This window comes from Gordonia sp. OPL2, from assembly GCF_003797825.1.
Taxonomy (GTDB): Bacteria; Actinomycetota; Actinomycetes; order Mycobacteriales; family Mycobacteriaceae; genus Gordonia.
The window spans coordinates 112,879-129,464 of the sequence record NZ_RKME01000001.1 but is presented as its reverse complement, the minus strand read 5'-3'; the positions used below and the strand labels follow the sequence as shown (position 1 = coordinate 129,464).

The following is a 16,586-nucleotide window of genomic DNA, read 5'->3' as shown; positions in this document are numbered from 1 at the left end:
CAGGTGTTCGAGATGGTGGTCCCGGCTGGGATCGAACCAGCGACCTTCCCGGTGTGAACGGGACGCTCTTCCACTGAGCCACGGGACCGTGTGCGGCGCGGAGAGCGCCGGTGCACGAGGAGGAAGATTACACGCAGACGACCACCTACCCCAAATCCGGGTGACGACGTCGTGTCGATTCGACCCACCGCGCGAACCCACGGCGCTGACCAGGCGATTTGGCGAGGCGCGAGGTCGTCGGATAGTGTTCTGCTTCGCGTCGAGAGCAACAAAGATCCACAAGATCGCTCCCGACCACGCGGATGTAGCGCAGCTGGTAGCGCATCACCTTGCCAAGGTGAGGGTCGCGGGTTCGAATCCCGTCATCCGCTCGGCGCGAGTGCGAGTCGACTCGCATCTGGCGGTGTGGCCGAGTGGTGAGGCAACGGCCTGCAAAGCCGTGCACACGGGTTCGATTCCCGTCGCCGCCTCTGAGATCACCAACTTCATAGTCTCGCGCGATTAGCTCAGCGGGAGAGCGCTTCCCTGACACGGAAGAGGTCACAGGTTCAATCCCTGTATCGCGCACCAGAAACGAAGCCCGCCGGATTCCGGCGGGCTTCGTTCGTCGTCGGTCAGCTCACGCGTGCACGCGCAGCCCCCTCGCGATCGTCGGCCATGCGCGATGCAGGTCCTGATTCCAATATCCCCACGAATGCAGGCCGGCACGGAAGTCGTACGTCGCCTTCACCCCCGCACGGTCGGCCTGGGCCTTGAACCCTTCCGTGCACTTGAGGACGATGCCCTCGAGGATGCCGCCGACCGGTGACGCGAGACCCGCCAGGCCCAGCGCCGGGTCCGGGACGCCGTTGCCGACGGCCACGTAGATCGGCTTGCCACGGAGTACCGACACATGTCGCGCGGGATCATGCTCGGTCCAGTCCGTGTCGTGCAGCGGTCCCCACATGTTGTCCGGGTTCCCGCCCCGCGTGACGACCGACGCCGCGGTGGCCTGCCGGAGCTCGGCGCTCCCCTGATCCAGGCATCCGCTGAACGCCACGACACCCGAGTACAGCTCCGGATGCCGAACCGCGATCGACATCGCCCCGAGCGCGCCCATCGACAGTCCGCCGATCACGTTTGTCCCGTTACCGTGGAACCGCGAATCAATGAGGGGCGGAAGCTCTTCGGAGAGAAATGTCTCCCACTTGTTCAGCCCCAGGACCGGATCGTCGGAGATCCAGTCCGTGTAGTACGAGCCCGTCCCACCGATCGGCAGCACGACATTGACCGGTTTGTCGGCCATGAACGTCGCGATGTCCGTCTGATACGTCCACCCGCTCTGCGTGTAGTTGGTGTACACACCACCGTCGATACCGTCGAGCAGATACAGCGTGGGTCGCGGGACATCCCGCTTCTGCGGGAGCAGGACCGACACCCGGATCGGGCGATCCATCGCCTTCGAGAACACCGTCAGCTGAGCACGATTCGGTTCGATCATGGACACCGCGAGAATGCGGGAGGCGCCCGCCTCACCCTGCGGTGCCGCACCCACCAATCCGGCCGCAGCCAGACTCCCCACGATCACCGCACACACGGCGATCACCACCGCGACAGCCTTCTGCCACATCCGTCATATTCCTTCTTTCCCCCCGAAAGATTCCAACCCCTTCCGCGATTATGGTGCACGACCGTCCACTGAGATGCAGAACGTGGTACCTCCGGGACGCAGGTGACCACAGAGGCGACGACGGAGCATTTCATCCGAATGGATGAGAACCGACGATCAGACAGATGACGTCGAACGTCACGGTGTGCGATACGTTCGCCGTCACCTACCGCGCCGACGGCTCGCTTCCGACCGCCAACGGTCGCTCTGCGTCGGAGGGGGTGCGGGGTTTCGAGGTGGTCTCGCTACGCGTCGGGCTCGCTACGCTCGCTCGCCGCCACTCGACCAACAAGAGCGGCGCGGGGGTGTCACGCCCTGGTGGGGTCCGCCTCGTCGTGTCCCACGAGTCCCAGTGCGCCGAGGCACATCTCATCGAGGGTGTCGAGCAGCGCGACCTCGTCGGCATCCTCACCCTGGACCAACCACAGGTACAGAGAATGGTCCACCATGGCGGCCATCGTCCGAGCCGCCATCGTCGGATCGAGATCTCGGCGGGCGTGTCCGTCCTGTTGCCATCGCGCGATCGCCGCCGACGTGCGGTCGATCCACTGTGCACGGTGGTGATGGCGCAACTCGCGGAACTCGTCGTTGAACGTCGCGACCTGCTCGACGATGGCCATCATGCGGGCGTTGCGCCGGTAGGCCTCGTAGTAGGCACGGTTGGCGGCGATGAGCCGATCGACGGGCGTCGCCTGCGAGACCGACGGTTCCCGCGCGTGCATGTCGGTGAACAGGCGGGTGCTCAACTCTCGGAACACGTCCTCCTTCGACAGGAAGTACCGATAGAACGTCCCGTACGAGACGGCCGCCTCCTGTGCGATCAGTTCGACCCGCGCCTCGAGGAATCCCACCCGCTCGAACACCCGCTGTGCGGCGTCGAGCAAGGCGTCACGCGTCGCCCTCCCCCGGGGTGAGAGCGACTCGAGCGGGGCCGGGGCCGTCGGGGTGTTGACAGACGACTTGGCCACGACCGAGACTATCCACCACAGATGACATGACAGTCAAGTCATGTTTGGCGGGTTCGCCCTCGTCAGGGGCAGATCCTGGTTGCACAACTCAACGGAAGGGGTCCTCGTGACCGCGAAGAACACCACGTTCGATCTCCGTGGCATCAACCATCTCGCCCTGGTCTGCGCGGACATGCGGCGCACGATCGACTTCTACTCCGGCGTTCTCGGAATGCCACTGGTCAAGACCCTCGATCTGCCGGGAGACCTCGGACAGCACTTCTTCTTCGACTGCGGTGGCGGGAACACGGTCGCCTTCTTCTGGCTCGCCGACTCCCCCGACGCCGCGCCGGGAATCGCGGCCCCCAAGGGCCGACCGGACGAGGGTGAGCTCGCGAGCGCCGTCGGATCGATGAATCATGTCGCGTTCGCCGTACCGCCGGAGGAGTTCGACGACTACCGCGTACGTCTGGAGGCCGCCGGCGTCGCGGTCAGTCCGGTGCTCAACCACGACGACAGTGCATCCGGGGTGTCCCGCCACGTCCACCCGGGGACCTTCGTCCGCTCGTTCTACTTCCAGGATCCCGACGGCGTGCTGCTCGAGTTCGCCTGTTGGACACGCGAGTTCACCGAAGCCGACGTGGCGCACGAACCCCGGACGGCCGCCGACCGTCGCGTGTCATCGGCGCACTGACCCGGCACCGACCCACGGTCGTCCACCCACCACCACCGATCCGCCCACCCGAGAGGAACCCGATGCCCCGCCTGCCCGAGGTCCGTCGCGCCGACGTCACCGACGAGAAGATCCTCTGGTTCTACGACCGGTTGTTCGGTCCCGACAAGGATCCGGCGGTCGAGCACGGCACCATCCACGCGACGCCCGGAGACTGGTGGACCGTGTTCGCGAACTCACCCGAGGTCTTCCGGCATGCGGTCCGGGGATTCTCGTTGTACCGCAACGCGACGATCGACCCGCTGCTCCGCGAACTCGGCCAGGGCCGAGCCGGATTCGCCCGCGGCAGCCAATTCGTGTTCTCCCAGCACTGCAAGCAGATGCGGTCGCTGGGCATGCCGGAGGACAAGATCGCCGCCATCCCCGCCTGGCAGGTCAGCGATCGGTTCTCGCCACTCGAACGCGCGGTCCTGGCCTACACCGACGGCCTCGTCCTCGACGGCGGTCGGGTGCCCGACGGCGTGTTCGACGCACTGGCCGAGCATCTGTCGCCCGAGGAGATCATCCAGCTCACCTACATCACCGCGATGTACGACATGCACGCCACGATGAGCAAGGCCCTGCGCCTGGAGTTCGACGACGTCCCCGAACGTGTCGAGGAGGTCCGTGTACCCGAAGGGGTGGCGGTCGCGGATCTCTCCGCCGACCTCGCCGGCGAATGACACCCACCTGACCGGCCACCCTGCGTAGGCTGTCGCGCATGGATGTCGAGGCCGTCTTCACCGGCGTCGCAGTGACGTTCGAGGCCATCGGCGCCATCGCGATGATCGTCGGGTTCGTCATCGCAGCCGTGCTGGCGGTGCGCGCGCTGCGGCGGCACGAGGGTGGGCGGGTCGCGTACACGGTGCTGCGCAACACGATCGGCGCGGGGATTCTGCTCGGTCTCGAGGTGCTCGTCGCCGCCGACCTCATCCGCACCATCACGTCCAAGCCCTCGATCGAGGACGCCCTCATCCTCGGACTCATCGTGCTGATCCGCACCGTGCTGTCGATGTCCATCCAGATCGAGATCGAGGGTTCGCTGCCGTGGCGACGAGCGCTGCTCACCAGCGGAGGACAACTGATCGGCGACGCGGTGGCGCGGGATGCCGCGGCCTCGGCGGCCCACGGACGCGACCGGCGGGCGTAGATTGCCTCTGTGCACGACAGCCTGCTGATCGAGATCCTGACCGACCCTGCCGGGGCCGACGCCGTCGCCGAAGTCGCGGCGGCGACCTTCCCCCTGGCCTGTCCGCCGCACTCCACCCCTGACGACATCGCGGGATTCATCCGCGACAACCTCGATCCCGAATCGTTCGCCGGACACATCGCGAATCCGAACAGCGACGTGCTCGTGGCCCGCGCGGCCGTCGGAGGACCTCTCGTCGGCTACAGCCTCGTCCATCACGAGGCACCGGCCCATCCGGACGTCGCCGCCGTCGTCACCGAGCGACCGGTCTCCGAGCTCTCGAAGATGTACGTTCTCCCCGATCATCACGCGCGGGCCGGCGGCGCGGCACCCTCGCGGTCACTGATGCGGGCGGCTCTCGACAGCGCCCGCGAGCGCGGGAGCGTGCTGATGTGGCTCGGAGTGAACCAGGAGAACGAACGCGCGCAACGCTTCTACACGAAGTCCGGATTCACCCGGGCCGGCGTCAAGACATTCGACCTGAACGGCACGGTCGAGCACGACTTCGTCTTCGTCCGGCCGCTGATCTGATCCGCGCCTTTGGCAAGGTCGGGGTATGACACTTCCAGACGGCATCGACGGCGTGCGGTTCGGAGAGGTCGCCGGCCTCGACGCACTGATCGTCGAGACACCTCACGCGTCGGCCGCCATCTCCCTGTTCGGCGGCCAGCTGATCTCCTTCCGCCCCACCGGCGACGGGCAGGATCTGCTGTGGCTCTCGCCTCACCTGGCCGCTCCCCCGACGCCGCTGCGCGGCGGGGTCCCGGTCTGCTGGCCGTACTTCGCACGGGAGGGCCAGCCCGATGATGTGCCATCGCACGGATACGCCCGCACCGCACGCTGGAAACCCGTCGGCGGCCACAGCACCGCCGACGGCACCGAGATCGTGCTCACGCCGCTCGGGCTCGACGACCTCGACCTCCGGCTGCGGATGACCGTGCGCATCGGCGCGACACTCCACCAGGAGATCCACACCCACAATCCCGGCACTGTGCCCTTGACACTCACCGAGGCGCTCCACAACTACTTCCGGGTCGCCGACGTCACCGCGGTACGGGTGCAGGGGCTGGACTCACTCGCCTACCTGGACAAGTTCGAGGCAGCGAGTCGTCATGTCCAGCATGGCGATTGGGTACTGCCGGAGGACCCGGCACGCAGTGATCGGGTCTACCCGAACGCGCCCGGCGACTATCGGATCGTCGATCCGGGACTCGAGCGGGTGATCGAGGTGTCCGTACACGGCGGACGCACCGCGGTCGTGTGGAATCCCGGCCCCGAGGTGGCCGCCGGGATGGCCGATGTCGGGTCGTCGTGGCGTGAGTTCGTCTGTGTGGAGGCCGCCAATGCAGGACCGGACGTCGTCGAGGTGTCACCGGGCGGGACGCACACGCTCGGGCAGAGGATCTCGGTATCACGTCTGCGCGGAGGCTCGGGCGGCTGACGACTCCGACCACCGACCCCGCGTACCGACGAAACCTCAGGTGGCTGGAGGAGTCAGACGGCCGATTCCGCGAACCGGGAGAGCGCGAGCAGGCGCGAGGTCGCGCGCAGATACTTCTTGCGGTACCCGCCGGCCAGCATCTCCTCGGTGAAGATCTCGTCGAGTTTGCTGCCCGACACCGTCACCGGGATGTTGGCGTCGTACAGCCGGTCGGCGAGCACGACGATCCGCAGCGCCACCGATTGGTCCTTCGCAGGGTGCACGCCGCGCATGCAGACCAGCGACACACCGTCGACGAGATCCTTGTACTTGGACGGATGCAGGGTGCTGAGGTGATCGCACAGGGCGTCGAAGTCGTCGAGCGTCGCTCCCGGGGTGGAACCCGCGAGTTCTTCGAGCTCGGCGTCGGATCGGGGCTCGGGCGCCGGTGGGAGATCTCGGTGGCGGTAGTCGGGGCCGTCGACCCGGATGGTCTCGAACACCGACGACAGCTTGCGGATCTCGCGCAAGAAATCCTGCGCGGCGAAGCGCCCCTCACCCAACTGCCCGGGCAGCGTGTTCGACGTGGCCGCGATCGACACGCCCTTCGCGGTGAGTTCGGTCAGCAGTCGCGACACCAGCATCGTGTCGCCCGGGTCGTCGAGTTCGAACTCGTCGATGCACAGGACCGTGTGCTGCGACAGCCGCTCGACGGCGTTGACGAATCCGAGCGCACCGACCACGTGGGTGACCTCCACGAACGTGGCGAAGGCCTTGGGTTCGGGCATCGAGTGATAGATCGACGCGAGCAGGTGGGTCTTGCCGACGCCGAATCCGCCGTCGAGGTACAGCCCGATGCCCTGCCCCGTCGCCGACTTGCGGGAGAACAGCCCACGCTTGCCACCGCGGACCTTCGTCGCGCGCGCGACGAAATCGCGCGCCTTGGACACCGCCTGCGCCTGCGAGGGCTCTGCGGGGTCGGGGATGTAGGAGTCGAAGCTGACCGAGTCGAACGTCGACGGTGGCACCATCTCGCCGACGAGTGCCTCGGGTGCAACCGCGGGATTCCGGTCGCAGAGTCGTGCCGTCATACGGGGAGCGTAGCCACCTCCGACATGATGGAGTCATGTTCGGTCTACAGAAAGCGACTCAGGTCACATCCGACCCGGATGACCTCACCACCCTGCGCTGGCTCGCCGAGCAGTACGCGTATCCGACGCGGCCATCGTCGGCGCCCTGCCTCGCCCGGCCCCACCTCCGCGTCAACATGGTGAGTACCGTCGACGGCGCGGTCACCTTCGACGGTCGTTCGGGTGAGCTGGGCGGTCCGGGCGACAAGGCGATCTTCCGGGTGCTGCGCGCGCTCGCCGACGTGGTCCTCGTCGGGGCGCGGACGGCGGTGACCGAGGGCTACGGTCAGCCCGCTCCCGACGAGGTGTTCGCCGCCGATCGCCGCACCCGCGAGCAGACGCCCGCACCAGCACTCGCACTGGTCTCCCGATCATTGTCCATCCCAGCCGATTTCGGCCCTGTCGGCCATTCGGACACGGTCATCCTGACCTGTCGTACCGCCGACGCCGAGCGCCGAGGTGCACTGGTCGCAGCGGGTGCCACGGTCATCGACTGCGGCGACGAGTCGGTCGACATCGACCGGGTGCTCGATCTGTGCGCCGAACGCGGATGGGTACGTGTCCTGGGTGAGGGCGGACCGTCGCTGCTCGGCACGTTCATCGACGCCGACGTCGTCGACGAGGTGTGCGTGACCACGAGTCCCACGCTGGTCGCCGGGGACGCCGGCCGCATCGCCCATCACTCGGCGCCGGGGCGGAAGCACCCGATGCGACCGGCAACGATCCTCACCGACGAGGACGGATTCGTCTTCACGCGGTGGACACGGGACGTCGGCGGGCAGGCGTGACACCGGACAGCCGTGCGATGGTGGCCCCGCGTCGGGTGACTACGCTCGCGGTCATGCGACGAGCACACCGGCGGGTCCGCGGCCCCGGACGGCGCACCGCACTGATCTGCGCTGCCGCGGCGACGTCCCTTCTCGTCGGGCTGACCGGCTGCGCCATCGGACCCGACACCGGACCCGAGGTCGTGACCGGTGGTGATGGTGGCGGACAGGCCCCGCCGTCGTCGTCGGGCCCGGCTCCCCTGCCGCCGCTCGCGGCCCCGCGCAACGATCTCGACTGGTCGGACTGTGGGCGGGCATCGGCGGGCCGATTCGGGGTCGCCGCGCCCGGTGGCATCCGCGTGGAGTGCGCGGAGATGGACGTGCCGGTGGACCCGAACCGTCCCACCGGCGACACCATCTCGATCAGCCTGACACGTGCGAAGACAGGGACCACACCGGCCGGCGCGGCGCCTCTGGTCCTCACGTCCGGGTCCGATCTCCCCTCCTCGCGCACACTTCTGTTGATGGCCGGTGGGCCTGGACGGACACTGCTCGACAAACATCCCGTGGTGGCGATCGATCGACGCGGTACGCCGGAGAGCAGCGCGCTCGACTGCATGACCCGGGTCGAGCGCAACACTCTGGGCAACAACGGCCTCGCCGGTGCATCGCCGTCGGATCAGGACGAACGGATCACGAGGCTCGCCCGTGCCGCGTCGTCGGCATCGGACGGGTGCACCGAGACCCTCACGCCGCACCAACTCGACTTCGGTGCGGCCTTCGCCGCATCCGACATCGAGGCGCTGCGCACCCGATGGGGTGTCGATCATCTCGGATTGGTCGGAGTCGGTGAAGGCTCCGACGTCGTCCTGGCCTACGCCAGCAACTACTCCGGACGAGCGGGCCGGATCATCCTGGACACGCCGACACCGTTCGGCGCCAATGCCCGGGACCGGGGCGCCACCCAGGCGACCGGCGTCCAGGCCTCGCTGCGGGCGTTCGTTCAGCAATGCGGGTCGTCGGGGACGTGTCCGCTGGGCGCCGACGGTATGGCCACCATCGGTGACGTCCTGGCGAAGGGCAGGACCGGAGGTCTCGCCGGTATCACCGACACGGAGGCGCTCAACGCGATCACCACGGCGCTGGCGCTGGCCGCCCCGGATCGTCCCCAGGCGGTGACCGACGTCGCGTCGGCCGTTGCGTCGGCCGGGCGCGGTGACACCGGAGCCCTCGCCGACCTCTCCCGGCGTGCCGACGGGTTACGCACCACTGACGGCCAGCTGGTGGCCCGGTGCAACGACGTCACCGGCCCGGTCGGCCAGAACGAGATCCCCGGCCTCATCGATGCATGGTCGAGGCAGAATCCGCTGACCGGTGCCAACAGCGCGCTGTCGCTGTTGCGGTGCAACGCGTGGGCGACGTCGAACCCGGTCAATCCCCCGACGGCCCTCCCGGTCGACCCACTCGTCCTCAACGGGGCCAACGATCCGATCAACGGTGGTGGTGGTGCCGAGGCACTCGGTGGACTGTTCATCAAGGCCGGGTCCACCCCGACGACGGTGTCGTGGGACGGACTGGGGTACTCGGTCCTCGCCCGCAGCGCGTGTGCCGCCGACGTGGTGGCGCAGTATCTGGGTGAGGCGCCGTTGGGCGAACCGACCGACCGCGGCTGCCCCACCTGATCGGCGTCGGCGAATCGTCCCCGCTCCGGGCGCAGGCTGTCGTCGCCGGGCAGGCCCGACGTAGTACGGTTCGCGGGTGGCGATTCTCGACAGGTACCTCCACCCCCAGATGACTCCCCAGCGGATCATCCCGATCGTGCTGTGGCCGATCACCATCATGATGATCTTCCACCGGTCGGTGATCCTGGGTGTCAACGGTGACCGCACCGATGACTTCAAGCCGGTCTATCAGGCGGCTCTGCAGTTCCTGAATCGTCAACCGGTGTACGGCGAAAACCTCAACACCGTCGATCCGCACTACCTGTACCCGCCGTCGGGAACGCTGCTGATGGCGCCGATGGCGATCATCGATCCCGAACGGGCACGGTGGTTGTTCATCGCGATCAGCGTCCTCGCCCTGGTCGGCAGCGCCTATCTGCTGGCACGCCTGTTCGGCTACTCGGCGCGGTCCTGGGTCGTCCCGGCGGTGCTCTTCTTCTTCTTCAGCACCGAAACCGTCGCGCACACACTGGTGTTCACGAATTTCAACTCGTTCGTCCTGCTCGGGATGCTCGCGTTCATGGTGCTGATGATGAATCGGCACGACCTGTGGGCCGGCGTGCCGATCGGACTGGTCCTCGCGGTGAAACCGATCATCGCGCCATTGCTGCTGCTGCCGTTGCTGAATCGGCAGTGGCGCATCCTGGTGACCGCCATCGGCATCCCACTCGTCCTCACGGCGATCGCCTGGCCGCTGAGCGTGGACCCGATGTCGTTCATCGACCGCACCATGCCGTATCTGGGCGAGGCCCGTGACTACTACAACAGCTCGATCGCAGGCAACGGCGCCTACTTCGGAGTCGCCGATTGGCTGGTCGTTCTCCTGCGGATCGCGTTCGTGGTGATGGCGATCTTCGCGCTGTGGTTCCTCTATCGGTACTACCGCCGCAGCGACGAACTGCTGTGGCTGACCACCTCGTCGGGCGTCCTGATGGTCACCACGTTCCTCGTCGGGGCACTCGGCCAGGGCTACTACTCGATGCTGCTGTTCCCGTTGCTGATGACCGTCCTGCTGCCGGGTTCCGCGGTGCGCAACTGGCCGGCCTGGCTGGGCGTGTACGGCTGCATGACGTTCGATTCGTTCTACTCGGTGCGGTGGGAGGCGTTCGGGCGCCAACTCGAGTTCAACAAGGTGACCTGGGGTTGGTCGCTGCTGATGATCGCGGTCTTCTGCTCGCTGCTGTTCCGGTATCTCGACATGCGACGCGACGGGGTCACCGGCCTCGACGACGACGGATCGGCGACGACACCCGAGCCGGTGACGACCGATGCCACCGACGACGGTGGCGGCAGTCCCGAGGCTGTCGCTACCGTGGAGAAATGAGCCCGAACACCCCGGCCGAGTCCCACGCCAGCGACGCCACCCAGATCAGCGACAGCGAGTGGCGTGAGCGGTTGACGCCCGCGGAGTACCGAGTGCTGCGTCAGGCCGGCACCGAGGCCCCCTTCACCGGTGAGTACACCGACACCACGACCGTCGGTGTCTACCGCTGCCGGGCCTGCGACGCCGAGCTGTTCCGCAGCGAGCAGAAGTTCGAATCCCATTGCGGCTGGCCGTCGTTCTTCTCGCCGCTGGCGGGTGACGCGGTCGTCGAACGGGTCGACACCTCACTCGGCATGCGCCGCGTCGAGGTGCTGTGCGCGAACTGTGGCAGCCATCTCGGACACGTCTTCGAGGGCGAGGGCTACGACACGCCCACCGACCTGCGGTACTGCATCAACTCGATCAGCCTCACGCTCGAGCCCGCCGAGGACTGAGCACTCCACTTCTCGATCGGCCCTTCAGGGCAGCCTGTCGATCAGGGCAGGGCGTCGATCAGTGCTGTCGGCTCGACCCGGGGGCCGGTGAAGAACGGGGTCTCCTCCCGAACGTGCAGACGCGCCTCGGTCGCGCGCAGGTCCCGCATGAGGTCGACGATCCGGTGCAGTTCCGGCGCCTCGAACGCGAGCAGCCACTCGTAGTCGCCCAGCGCGAACGAGGCCACTGTGTTCGCCCGGACGTCCTTGTACTCGCGTGCCGCCTTCCCGTGGTCGGCGAGCATCTTGCGTCGCTCCTCGTCCGGCAGCAGGTACCACTCGTAGGAGCGCACGAACGGGTAGACACAGATGTAGTTCCCGGGCTCCTCACCGGCCAGGAACGCCGGGATGTGGCTCTTGTTGAACTCCGCCGGACGGTGCAGTGCGACGTTGCTCCACACCGCGTCGCAGGCCTTGCCGAGGATGGTCTCCCGACGGAACCGTGCGTACGCCGACTGCAGCTGCTCGACCTCCTCGGCGTGCCACCAGATCATGAAGTCGGCGTCGGCCCGCAGGCCGGAGACGTCGTAGACACCGCGCACCACAACACCGGAGTCCTCGAGCGACTTCAGGAAGTCGGTGGCATCTGCCTTCACCTGGTCGCGGTCGTCGCCGAGTTCACCGGGGCGCACCGCGAACACCGAGAACATCAGGTAGCGGACGGTGGCGTTGAGTTCTGCATAGTCCAAGCGGCTCATGACTGCCATCGTGCCACCGTCGCCGACGGCGAAGTCAGTCAGGTCAGCTCGTCGAGGAGTGCTGTCACCGCACGTCCGGCCCGGCCGATGCAGGCCGGCACACCGACGCCGGCGTAGGCCGAGCCGGCGAGGACCACGCCCGGTGGGCGCAGACGCTCGGCCTCGGCCATCGCCGCGAGGTGCCCGGGCGCATAGACGGGCAGACCGTCGGTCCATCGCTGGACGACGACGTCGACGACCGCCGACGACGGGGCCGACACCCCGGCCGCCCGGCACACCTCGTCGAGATCCTCGAGCGCCTCCGTGCGAATGCGTTCGTCCACCCCCGGCTCCACACCGTCATCCGGGATCGCCGCCCGGTAGCGACCGAACGACGCCCGCACCGACACCGGACCGTCGTCGCCGGACAGATGTGCCCATTTCTGCGAGCTGAACGTGAAAGCCTTGGCGCGCAATCCTTCTCCAGTACCGACCAGGACACCGGAATGATCGGGCAACGGGGTGCCGGGCGCGAGTGCGATCGAGACCACCACCGACGAGGCGCGCCGCACGCCCTGCAGAGATCGAGCGAGCTCCGGCGCCGCCCGCTGCAGCACGCGACCGGCATGCCAGGCCGGCAGCGCCACCACCACACCGTCGTAATCAGCGGAGCCGGACCGTCCGAGGTCGAGTGTCCACCCCTGCGCGGACCGCTCGAGACCGCCCACCACCGAGTTGAGGCGGAACTCGGCGGCCGCTGCCTCGATCAGTGCGTCGATCAGAACCCGGTAGCCGCCGAGGAGTGTCCCGAAGACCGGGCCGCCACCTGCGCTCCGCCCCACCAGATCCGCCACCGCCGACGTCAGATTCGGCGCACCCTCGTCGAGACGCGCCGCGAGTGCCGGAAGCGCTTCGCGCACACCGATGTCGGTGGACAGACTCGAGTACACCCCGCCGAGCATCGGGTCGACGCTCCGCGTGACGACCGTGGGTCCGAATCGGTCGGCGATCACTTCGCCCAACGACGGGTCGGCGCCCTGGTCCCATCGCCAGGCCCGGTCCGCCTCGGCCGCGAGCCGGTCCAGGTCGGCGGGGTCGACCAGGCCGCTCACCGCGTCGACGCTCGCCGGGACACCCATCAGTGCCGGCGTCGGCAGAGGATGAAGCCGTCCGGCCGACCACACCGCGGGTCGTCGGGCGGTCGGCGACACGACCCGGTCGGCGAGACCGAGCTCGCCGACGAGGTCGACCGCCTCGGGACGACGGACGATGAATGCCTCCGCACCCACGTCGACCGCACGTCCGCCGACGTCGACCGTGCTGAGGATGCCGCCCGGTCGGGCACCGGCCTCATGGACGTCGATCTGCGCGTCCGCGCCGAGCGCCTGTCGCAACCGGTACGCGGCGGTCAGGCCGGAGACACCGCCCCCGACGACCGCGATCCGCCGCGCCCGTGGGGCCATCAGATCGAGTGGATCAGCTCGACGGCCCGGGTGAGCACGTCGGGATCGGTGCCCGGCAGGACTCCGTGACCGAGGTTGACGATGTGGCCGACGGCACCCGCGCGCACCGCCCGCTCACCGTCGGCGACGACACGCCGGACCTCGCGCTCGACGACCTCCGGCCCGGCGAACAGCAACGTCGGGTCGAGGTTTCCCTGCACGGCCTTGCCCGGGCCCACCCGTCGAACCGCCTCGTCGAGCGGCACCCGCCAGTCGACCCCGATCACCTCGGCCCCGGCGTCGGCCATGGCCCCCAGGAGCTCTCCGGTGCCGACGCCGAAATGAATCCGGGGCACACCGAATTCGGCCACCTCGGCGAACACCCGTGCGCTGTGCGGCGCCACATAGGTCTCGTAGTCGGCGAGCGAGAGCATCCCCGCCCACGAGTCGAACAACTGGACGGCATCGACCCCGGCGGCGAGTTGGACGCGCAGGAACGCGATGGTGATGTCGGCGAGCCGACCCATCAGCGCGTGCCAGACGTCGGGCGACCCGTGCATCATCGCCTTGGTGCGCTCGTAGTTGCGGCTGGGTCCACCCTCGATGAGGTAGGACGCGAGGGTGAAGGGGGCCCCGGCGAAACCGATGAGTGCGACATGTTCCGGCAGTTCGGCCAGCAGCAGCTCGATGGCATGGGCGATCGCGCCGACGGACTCGGGCTCGAGTCGGGGCACCGCCGAGACGTCGGCGGGTGAGCGCACGGGCTGGGCGATCACCGGGCCGGTACCGGCGACGATGTCGAGATCGATGCCGGCGGCCTTCAACGGCACGACGATGTCGGAGAACAGGATCGCGGCGTCGACGTCGTGGCGACGGACCGGCTGCATGGTGATTTCGCAGACCAGCGCCGGGTCGAAGCACGACTCGAGCATCCCGTGATCGGCGCGGATCGCGCGGTACTCGGGCAGCGATCGGCCCGCCTGCCGCATGAACCACACCGGGCGTCGTTCGGGTGTCCCACCGGTCGCGGCGGCCACCAGGGGGAATCGGTTCGCGCGTCGCGCGTGGGATCGCGTTGTCTCGGACATCGGTGCCTACTCTGCCATGCGTCGGCGCGCCTCCGACCACCGCGGGTTGGCCCGACCTACCGTCGGATTCGTGACCTCTTCTGGAGCTCCGACGGAGCCTGCTGACTTCCGCGCCGCGGTGGCGTCACTGCACGCCGCGCGGATCCGGCCGGAGATCGAGGTCGGCCCGATCCGTCCACCGCAACGTCTCGCCCCGTACAGCTATGCCATCGGCGCCGAGGTGCGCCAGAGCGGCGACGACTCCGACGACGTCCCGGTCGATTCGCCGGGTAGTTCGTTCGGTCGTCTCATCCTGCTCTACGACCCCGCAGGCCAGGATGCCTGGAACGGCACGATGCGCCTGGTCGCGTACGTGCAGGCCGAGGTCGAGGCTGCTCTGGCGATGGATCCGTTGTTGCCGGAGGTCGCCTGGAGCTGGCTCTCCGACGCCCTCGGGGTACCGGCCGGGGAGTCGGCGAGTACGCCGGGTACCTCAGCGGATCGGACGATCGACGTGACGGCTCTCGGCGGAACCGTGACCTCGACGACGTCGGTGCGCTACGGCGACATCGCCGGACCACCGCGTGCCCATCAGCTCGAACTCCGCGCCTCGTGGACCGCGACCGGACTCGAGATCGGCGGCCACCTCGAGGCGTTCTGCGAGGTGCTCTCGTCGGCGGCCGGTCTGCCCCCCGTCGGGGTCACCGAACTGGGTTCGGCCTGAGCCGGCGGGAGGTCCGCCATGAACAACGGTGACGATCGCACGGACGGGTCTCCGGCAGGTCCCCGTCCGGACACCACCGCGGACCCTGTCGAGCCGGTGACCACTCCCCTGCTGCGTCCCGCCGACGGCGTTCCTCCGGTCCTCATCACACCGGAGGAGTTCGCGGAGGCCGCCGCGCGGATCGCCGACGCCGACGGGCCGATCGCGGTCGACACCGAACGCGCCTCTGGCTACCGCTACTCCCAGCGCGCCTACCTGGTGCAGATCCGGAGATCGGGAGCCGGGACCTTCCTCCTCGATCCGATCGAGCATCCCGATGCCCTCGCACCGGTGATCGCCGCTCTCGACGGCCCCGAATGGGTACTCCACGCCGCGGATCAGGACCTTCCCTGTCTGCGCGAACTCGGCTTCGTCTGCCGCGAGCTCTACGACACCGAACTCGCCGGGCGGCTCCTCGGCCTGGCGAAGGTCAACCTCGCCGCGATGGTCGCCGAGTTCCTCGGACTGGGACTCGTCAAGGGACATGGCGCTGCCGACTGGTCGCGTCGCCCCCTGCCCGACGACTGGCTCAACTACGCCGCCCTCGACGTCGAGGTGCTCATCGAGCTGCGCGACGCGATGGATTCGGCGCTCGCCGATGCGGGCAAGGATCGCTGGGCACGTGAGGAGTTCCGGTTCGTGCTCGACCGACCCGCGCCGCCGCCGCGTACCGAGCGGTGGCGCAAGACGTCGAACATCCACACCATCAAGAACGTCCGCACCCTGGCTGCGGTACGCGAATTATGGACGGCGCGTGAGGAACTCGCGCAGAAGCGGGACGTGGCCCCGGGACGCATCCTGCCCGACTCCGCCATCGTCACCGCAGCGACGGCCGATCCGAGTACGCCCGCGGAACTGACCCGGCTCCCGGTCTTCGGTGGTCCCCGGCAGCGCAGGCAGGCCGGTGTGTGGCTGTCGGCGTTGCAGCGCGCCCGCAGGCTGCCCGACGATCAGTTGCCCTCGCGGAAGACACCCTCGGTGGGCCTGCCCCCGGTCAACCGATGGGATCAGCGCAATCCGGAGGCAGCCGAACGCGCCGCCGCGGTCCGGCCCGCAGTCCGCGAGGTGGCCGAGGCCCATCGCATTCCGGTGGAGAACCTGCTCGCCCCGGAGACGGTCCGCCAGCTGTGTTGGGACGGCGTGTCCCTTCCCGCCACCGCGGAGGCGGTGGATCGTCGACTGGCCGACGACGGGGCACGGACCTGGCAGCGGGAACTGACGGCGGCACCGATCGCCGAGGCACTGAATTCGGTTGCGCCGAAGGCCGACCCCGACGATTCAGGTCCCTAGTCCGCAATCGACGCGG

Annotated in this window: 17 protein-coding genes and 4 tRNA genes; 14 read left to right on the top strand and 7 right to left on the bottom strand. The window is 68.4% G+C overall.

Going from position 1 to position 16,586, the window contains the following annotated elements; translation table 11 throughout:
• Positions 1 to 13: 13 nt before the first annotated feature.
• Positions 14 to 88 (bottom strand) — tRNA-Val (locus tag EEB19_RS00630).
• A gap of 210 nt (positions 89 to 298) precedes the next feature.
• On the opposite strand from EEB19_RS00630, the gene EEB19_RS00625 reads away from it, so the two are divergent.
• From EEB19_RS00625 to EEB19_RS00615, 3 genes are all read left to right on the top strand, one after another.
• Positions 299 to 371: transfer RNA gene (locus EEB19_RS00625), tRNA-Gly, on the top strand.
• Between the two features lie 28 nt (positions 372 to 399).
• Positions 400 to 470, top strand: a tRNA-Cys gene (locus EEB19_RS00620).
• Positions 471 to 495: 25 nt separating this feature from the next.
• Positions 496 to 570 (top strand) — tRNA-Val (locus tag EEB19_RS00615).
• Between the two features lie 49 nt (positions 571 to 619).
• On the opposite strand, the gene EEB19_RS00610 is transcribed toward EEB19_RS00615, so the two are convergent.
• On the bottom strand, positions 620 to 1,609 hold the full coding sequence (locus EEB19_RS00610) for an alpha/beta hydrolase family protein (protein ID WP_187582195.1): 990 nt from the start codon (positions 1,607 to 1,609) through the stop codon (positions 620 to 622).
• A gap of 347 nt (positions 1,610 to 1,956) precedes the next feature.
• The gene (locus EEB19_RS00605; RefSeq protein ID WP_187582194.1) at positions 1,957 to 2,616 is read right to left on the bottom strand and encodes a TetR/AcrR family transcriptional regulator; all 660 of its coding nucleotides are present in this window, start codon (positions 2,614 to 2,616) and stop codon (positions 1,957 to 1,959) included.
• 106 nt (positions 2,617 to 2,722) lie between these two features.
• Between EEB19_RS00605 and EEB19_RS00600 the strand changes: the two genes are divergently transcribed.
• The 5 genes from EEB19_RS00600 (at position 2,723) to EEB19_RS00580 (ending at position 5,937) form a co-directional block, all read left to right on the top strand.
• Complete coding sequence (locus EEB19_RS00600; protein WP_187582192.1) at positions 2,723 to 3,289, top strand: VOC family protein; 567 nt, start codon at positions 2,723 to 2,725, stop codon at positions 3,287 to 3,289.
• A gap of 62 nt (positions 3,290 to 3,351) precedes the next feature.
• Positions 3,352 to 3,990: a carboxymuconolactone decarboxylase family protein gene (locus tag EEB19_RS00595; protein ID WP_187582190.1), complete on the top strand. Its 639-nt coding sequence runs from the start codon at positions 3,352 to 3,354 to the stop codon at positions 3,988 to 3,990.
• A gap of 38 nt (positions 3,991 to 4,028) precedes the next feature.
• Complete coding sequence (locus tag EEB19_RS00590; protein ID WP_187582188.1) at positions 4,029 to 4,457, top strand: DUF1622 domain-containing protein; 429 nt, start codon at positions 4,029 to 4,031, stop codon at positions 4,455 to 4,457.
• Between the two features lie 9 nt (positions 4,458 to 4,466).
• Positions 4,467 to 5,027 carry an N-acetyltransferase gene (locus EEB19_RS00585; protein WP_187582187.1) on the top strand — a complete coding sequence of 187 codons (561 nt, stop codon included), beginning with the start codon at positions 4,467 to 4,469 and terminating at the stop codon, positions 5,025 to 5,027.
• Between the two features lie 25 nt (positions 5,028 to 5,052).
• Positions 5,053 to 5,937 (top strand): D-hexose-6-phosphate mutarotase, encoded by an 885-nt coding sequence (locus EEB19_RS00580; RefSeq protein WP_187582186.1) that lies wholly within the window; start codon positions 5,053 to 5,055, stop codon positions 5,935 to 5,937.
• A 53-nt stretch (positions 5,938 to 5,990) separates the two neighbouring features.
• On the opposite strand, the gene zapE is transcribed toward EEB19_RS00580, so the two are convergent.
• The gene (gene zapE / locus EEB19_RS00575; protein WP_187582184.1) at positions 5,991 to 7,007 is read right to left on the bottom strand and encodes a cell division protein ZapE; all 1,017 of its coding nucleotides are present in this window, start codon (positions 7,005 to 7,007) and stop codon (positions 5,991 to 5,993) included.
• Positions 7,008 to 7,042: 35 nt separating this feature from the next.
• On the opposite strand from zapE, the gene EEB19_RS00570 reads away from it, so the two are divergent.
• The 4 genes from EEB19_RS00570 (at position 7,043) to msrB (ending at position 11,292) form a co-directional block, all read left to right on the top strand.
• Positions 7,043 to 7,834, top strand: a complete 792-nt coding sequence (locus tag EEB19_RS00570) for a pyrimidine reductase family protein (RefSeq protein ID WP_187582182.1) — start codon at positions 7,043 to 7,045, stop codon at positions 7,832 to 7,834.
• Positions 7,835 to 7,887: 53 nt separating this feature from the next.
• Complete coding sequence (locus EEB19_RS00565) at positions 7,888 to 9,495, top strand: alpha/beta hydrolase (RefSeq protein WP_187582180.1); 1,608 nt, start codon at positions 7,888 to 7,890, stop codon at positions 9,493 to 9,495.
• A 76-nt stretch (positions 9,496 to 9,571) separates the two neighbouring features.
• Positions 9,572 to 10,858, top strand: a complete 1,287-nt coding sequence (locus EEB19_RS00560) for a glycosyltransferase family 87 protein (RefSeq protein ID WP_187582178.1) — start codon at positions 9,572 to 9,574, stop codon at positions 10,856 to 10,858.
• Entirely contained in the window at positions 10,855 to 11,292 is a 438-nt protein-coding gene (gene msrB / locus EEB19_RS00555) for a peptide-methionine (R)-S-oxide reductase MsrB (protein ID WP_187582176.1), read from the top strand. The genes EEB19_RS00560 and msrB overlap by 4 nt, the downstream gene beginning before the upstream one ends.
• Positions 11,293 to 11,333: 41 nt before the next feature.
• Here the strand turns inward: msrB and hemQ are convergent, their stop codons facing one another.
• The 3 genes from hemQ to hemE are packed head-to-tail and all read right to left on the bottom strand — an operon-like array spanning position 11,334 to position 14,538.
• On the bottom strand, positions 11,334 to 12,029 hold the full coding sequence (gene hemQ, locus EEB19_RS00550) for a hydrogen peroxide-dependent heme synthase (protein ID WP_187582174.1): 696 nt from the start codon (positions 12,027 to 12,029) through the stop codon (positions 11,334 to 11,336).
• Between the two features lie 38 nt (positions 12,030 to 12,067).
• On the bottom strand, positions 12,068 to 13,471 hold the full coding sequence (gene hemG, locus EEB19_RS00545; RefSeq protein ID WP_187582172.1) for a protoporphyrinogen oxidase: 1,404 nt from the start codon (positions 13,469 to 13,471) through the stop codon (positions 12,068 to 12,070).
• On the bottom strand, positions 13,471 to 14,538 hold the full coding sequence (gene hemE, locus EEB19_RS00540) for a uroporphyrinogen decarboxylase (RefSeq protein WP_187582170.1): 1,068 nt from the start codon (positions 14,536 to 14,538) through the stop codon (positions 13,471 to 13,473). Before hemE ends, hemG begins: the two co-directional genes overlap by 1 nt.
• 70 nt (positions 14,539 to 14,608) lie before the next feature.
• Between hemE and EEB19_RS00535 the strand changes: the two genes are divergently transcribed.
• Together EEB19_RS00535 and EEB19_RS00530 are read left to right on the top strand one after the other, a co-directional pair.
• Complete coding sequence (locus tag EEB19_RS00535; RefSeq protein WP_187582168.1) at positions 14,609 to 15,241, top strand: DUF3000 domain-containing protein; 633 nt, start codon at positions 14,609 to 14,611, stop codon at positions 15,239 to 15,241.
• 18 nt (positions 15,242 to 15,259) lie between these two features.
• A complete protein-coding gene (locus EEB19_RS00530) occupies positions 15,260 to 16,570 on the top strand; it encodes a ribonuclease D (RefSeq protein ID WP_187582166.1) in 1,311 nt (436 codons plus the stop codon).
• Positions 16,571 to 16,586: the final 16 nt, after the last annotated feature.

Bases quoted from the DNA above. Each gene is read 5' to 3' on its own strand.
- EEB19_RS00610 (WP_187582195.1), bottom strand. From the start codon at position 1,609: ATGTGGCAGAAGGCTGTCGCGGTGGTGATCGCCGTGTGTGCGGTGATC.
- EEB19_RS00595 (WP_187582190.1), top strand. From the start codon at position 3,352: ATGCCCCGCCTGCCCGAGGTCCGTCGCGCCGACGTCACCGACGAGAAG.
- EEB19_RS00590 (WP_187582188.1), top strand. From the start codon at position 4,029: ATGGATGTCGAGGCCGTCTTCACCGGCGTCGCAGTGACGTTCGAGGCC.
- EEB19_RS00580 (WP_187582186.1), top strand. From the start codon at position 5,053: ATGACACTTCCAGACGGCATCGACGGCGTGCGGTTCGGAGAGGTCGCC.
- zapE (WP_187582184.1), bottom strand. From the start codon at position 7,007: ATGACGGCACGACTCTGCGACCGGAATCCCGCGGTTGCACCCGAGGCA.
- EEB19_RS00570 (WP_187582182.1), top strand. From the start codon at position 7,043: ATGTTCGGTCTACAGAAAGCGACTCAGGTCACATCCGACCCGGATGAC.
- EEB19_RS00565 (WP_187582180.1), top strand. From the start codon at position 7,888: ATGCGACGAGCACACCGGCGGGTCCGCGGCCCCGGACGGCGCACCGCA.
- msrB (WP_187582176.1), top strand. From the start codon at position 10,855: ATGAGCCCGAACACCCCGGCCGAGTCCCACGCCAGCGACGCCACCCAG.
- hemQ (WP_187582174.1), bottom strand. From the start codon at position 12,029: ATGAGCCGCTTGGACTATGCAGAACTCAACGCCACCGTCCGCTACCTG.
- hemG (WP_187582172.1), bottom strand. From the start codon at position 13,471: ATGGCCCCACGGGCGCGGCGGATCGCGGTCGTCGGGGGCGGTGTCTCC.
- hemE (WP_187582170.1), bottom strand. From the start codon at position 14,538: ATGTCCGAGACAACGCGATCCCACGCGCGACGCGCGAACCGATTCCCC.
- EEB19_RS00530 (WP_187582166.1), top strand. From the start codon at position 15,260: ATGAACAACGGTGACGATCGCACGGACGGGTCTCCGGCAGGTCCCCGT.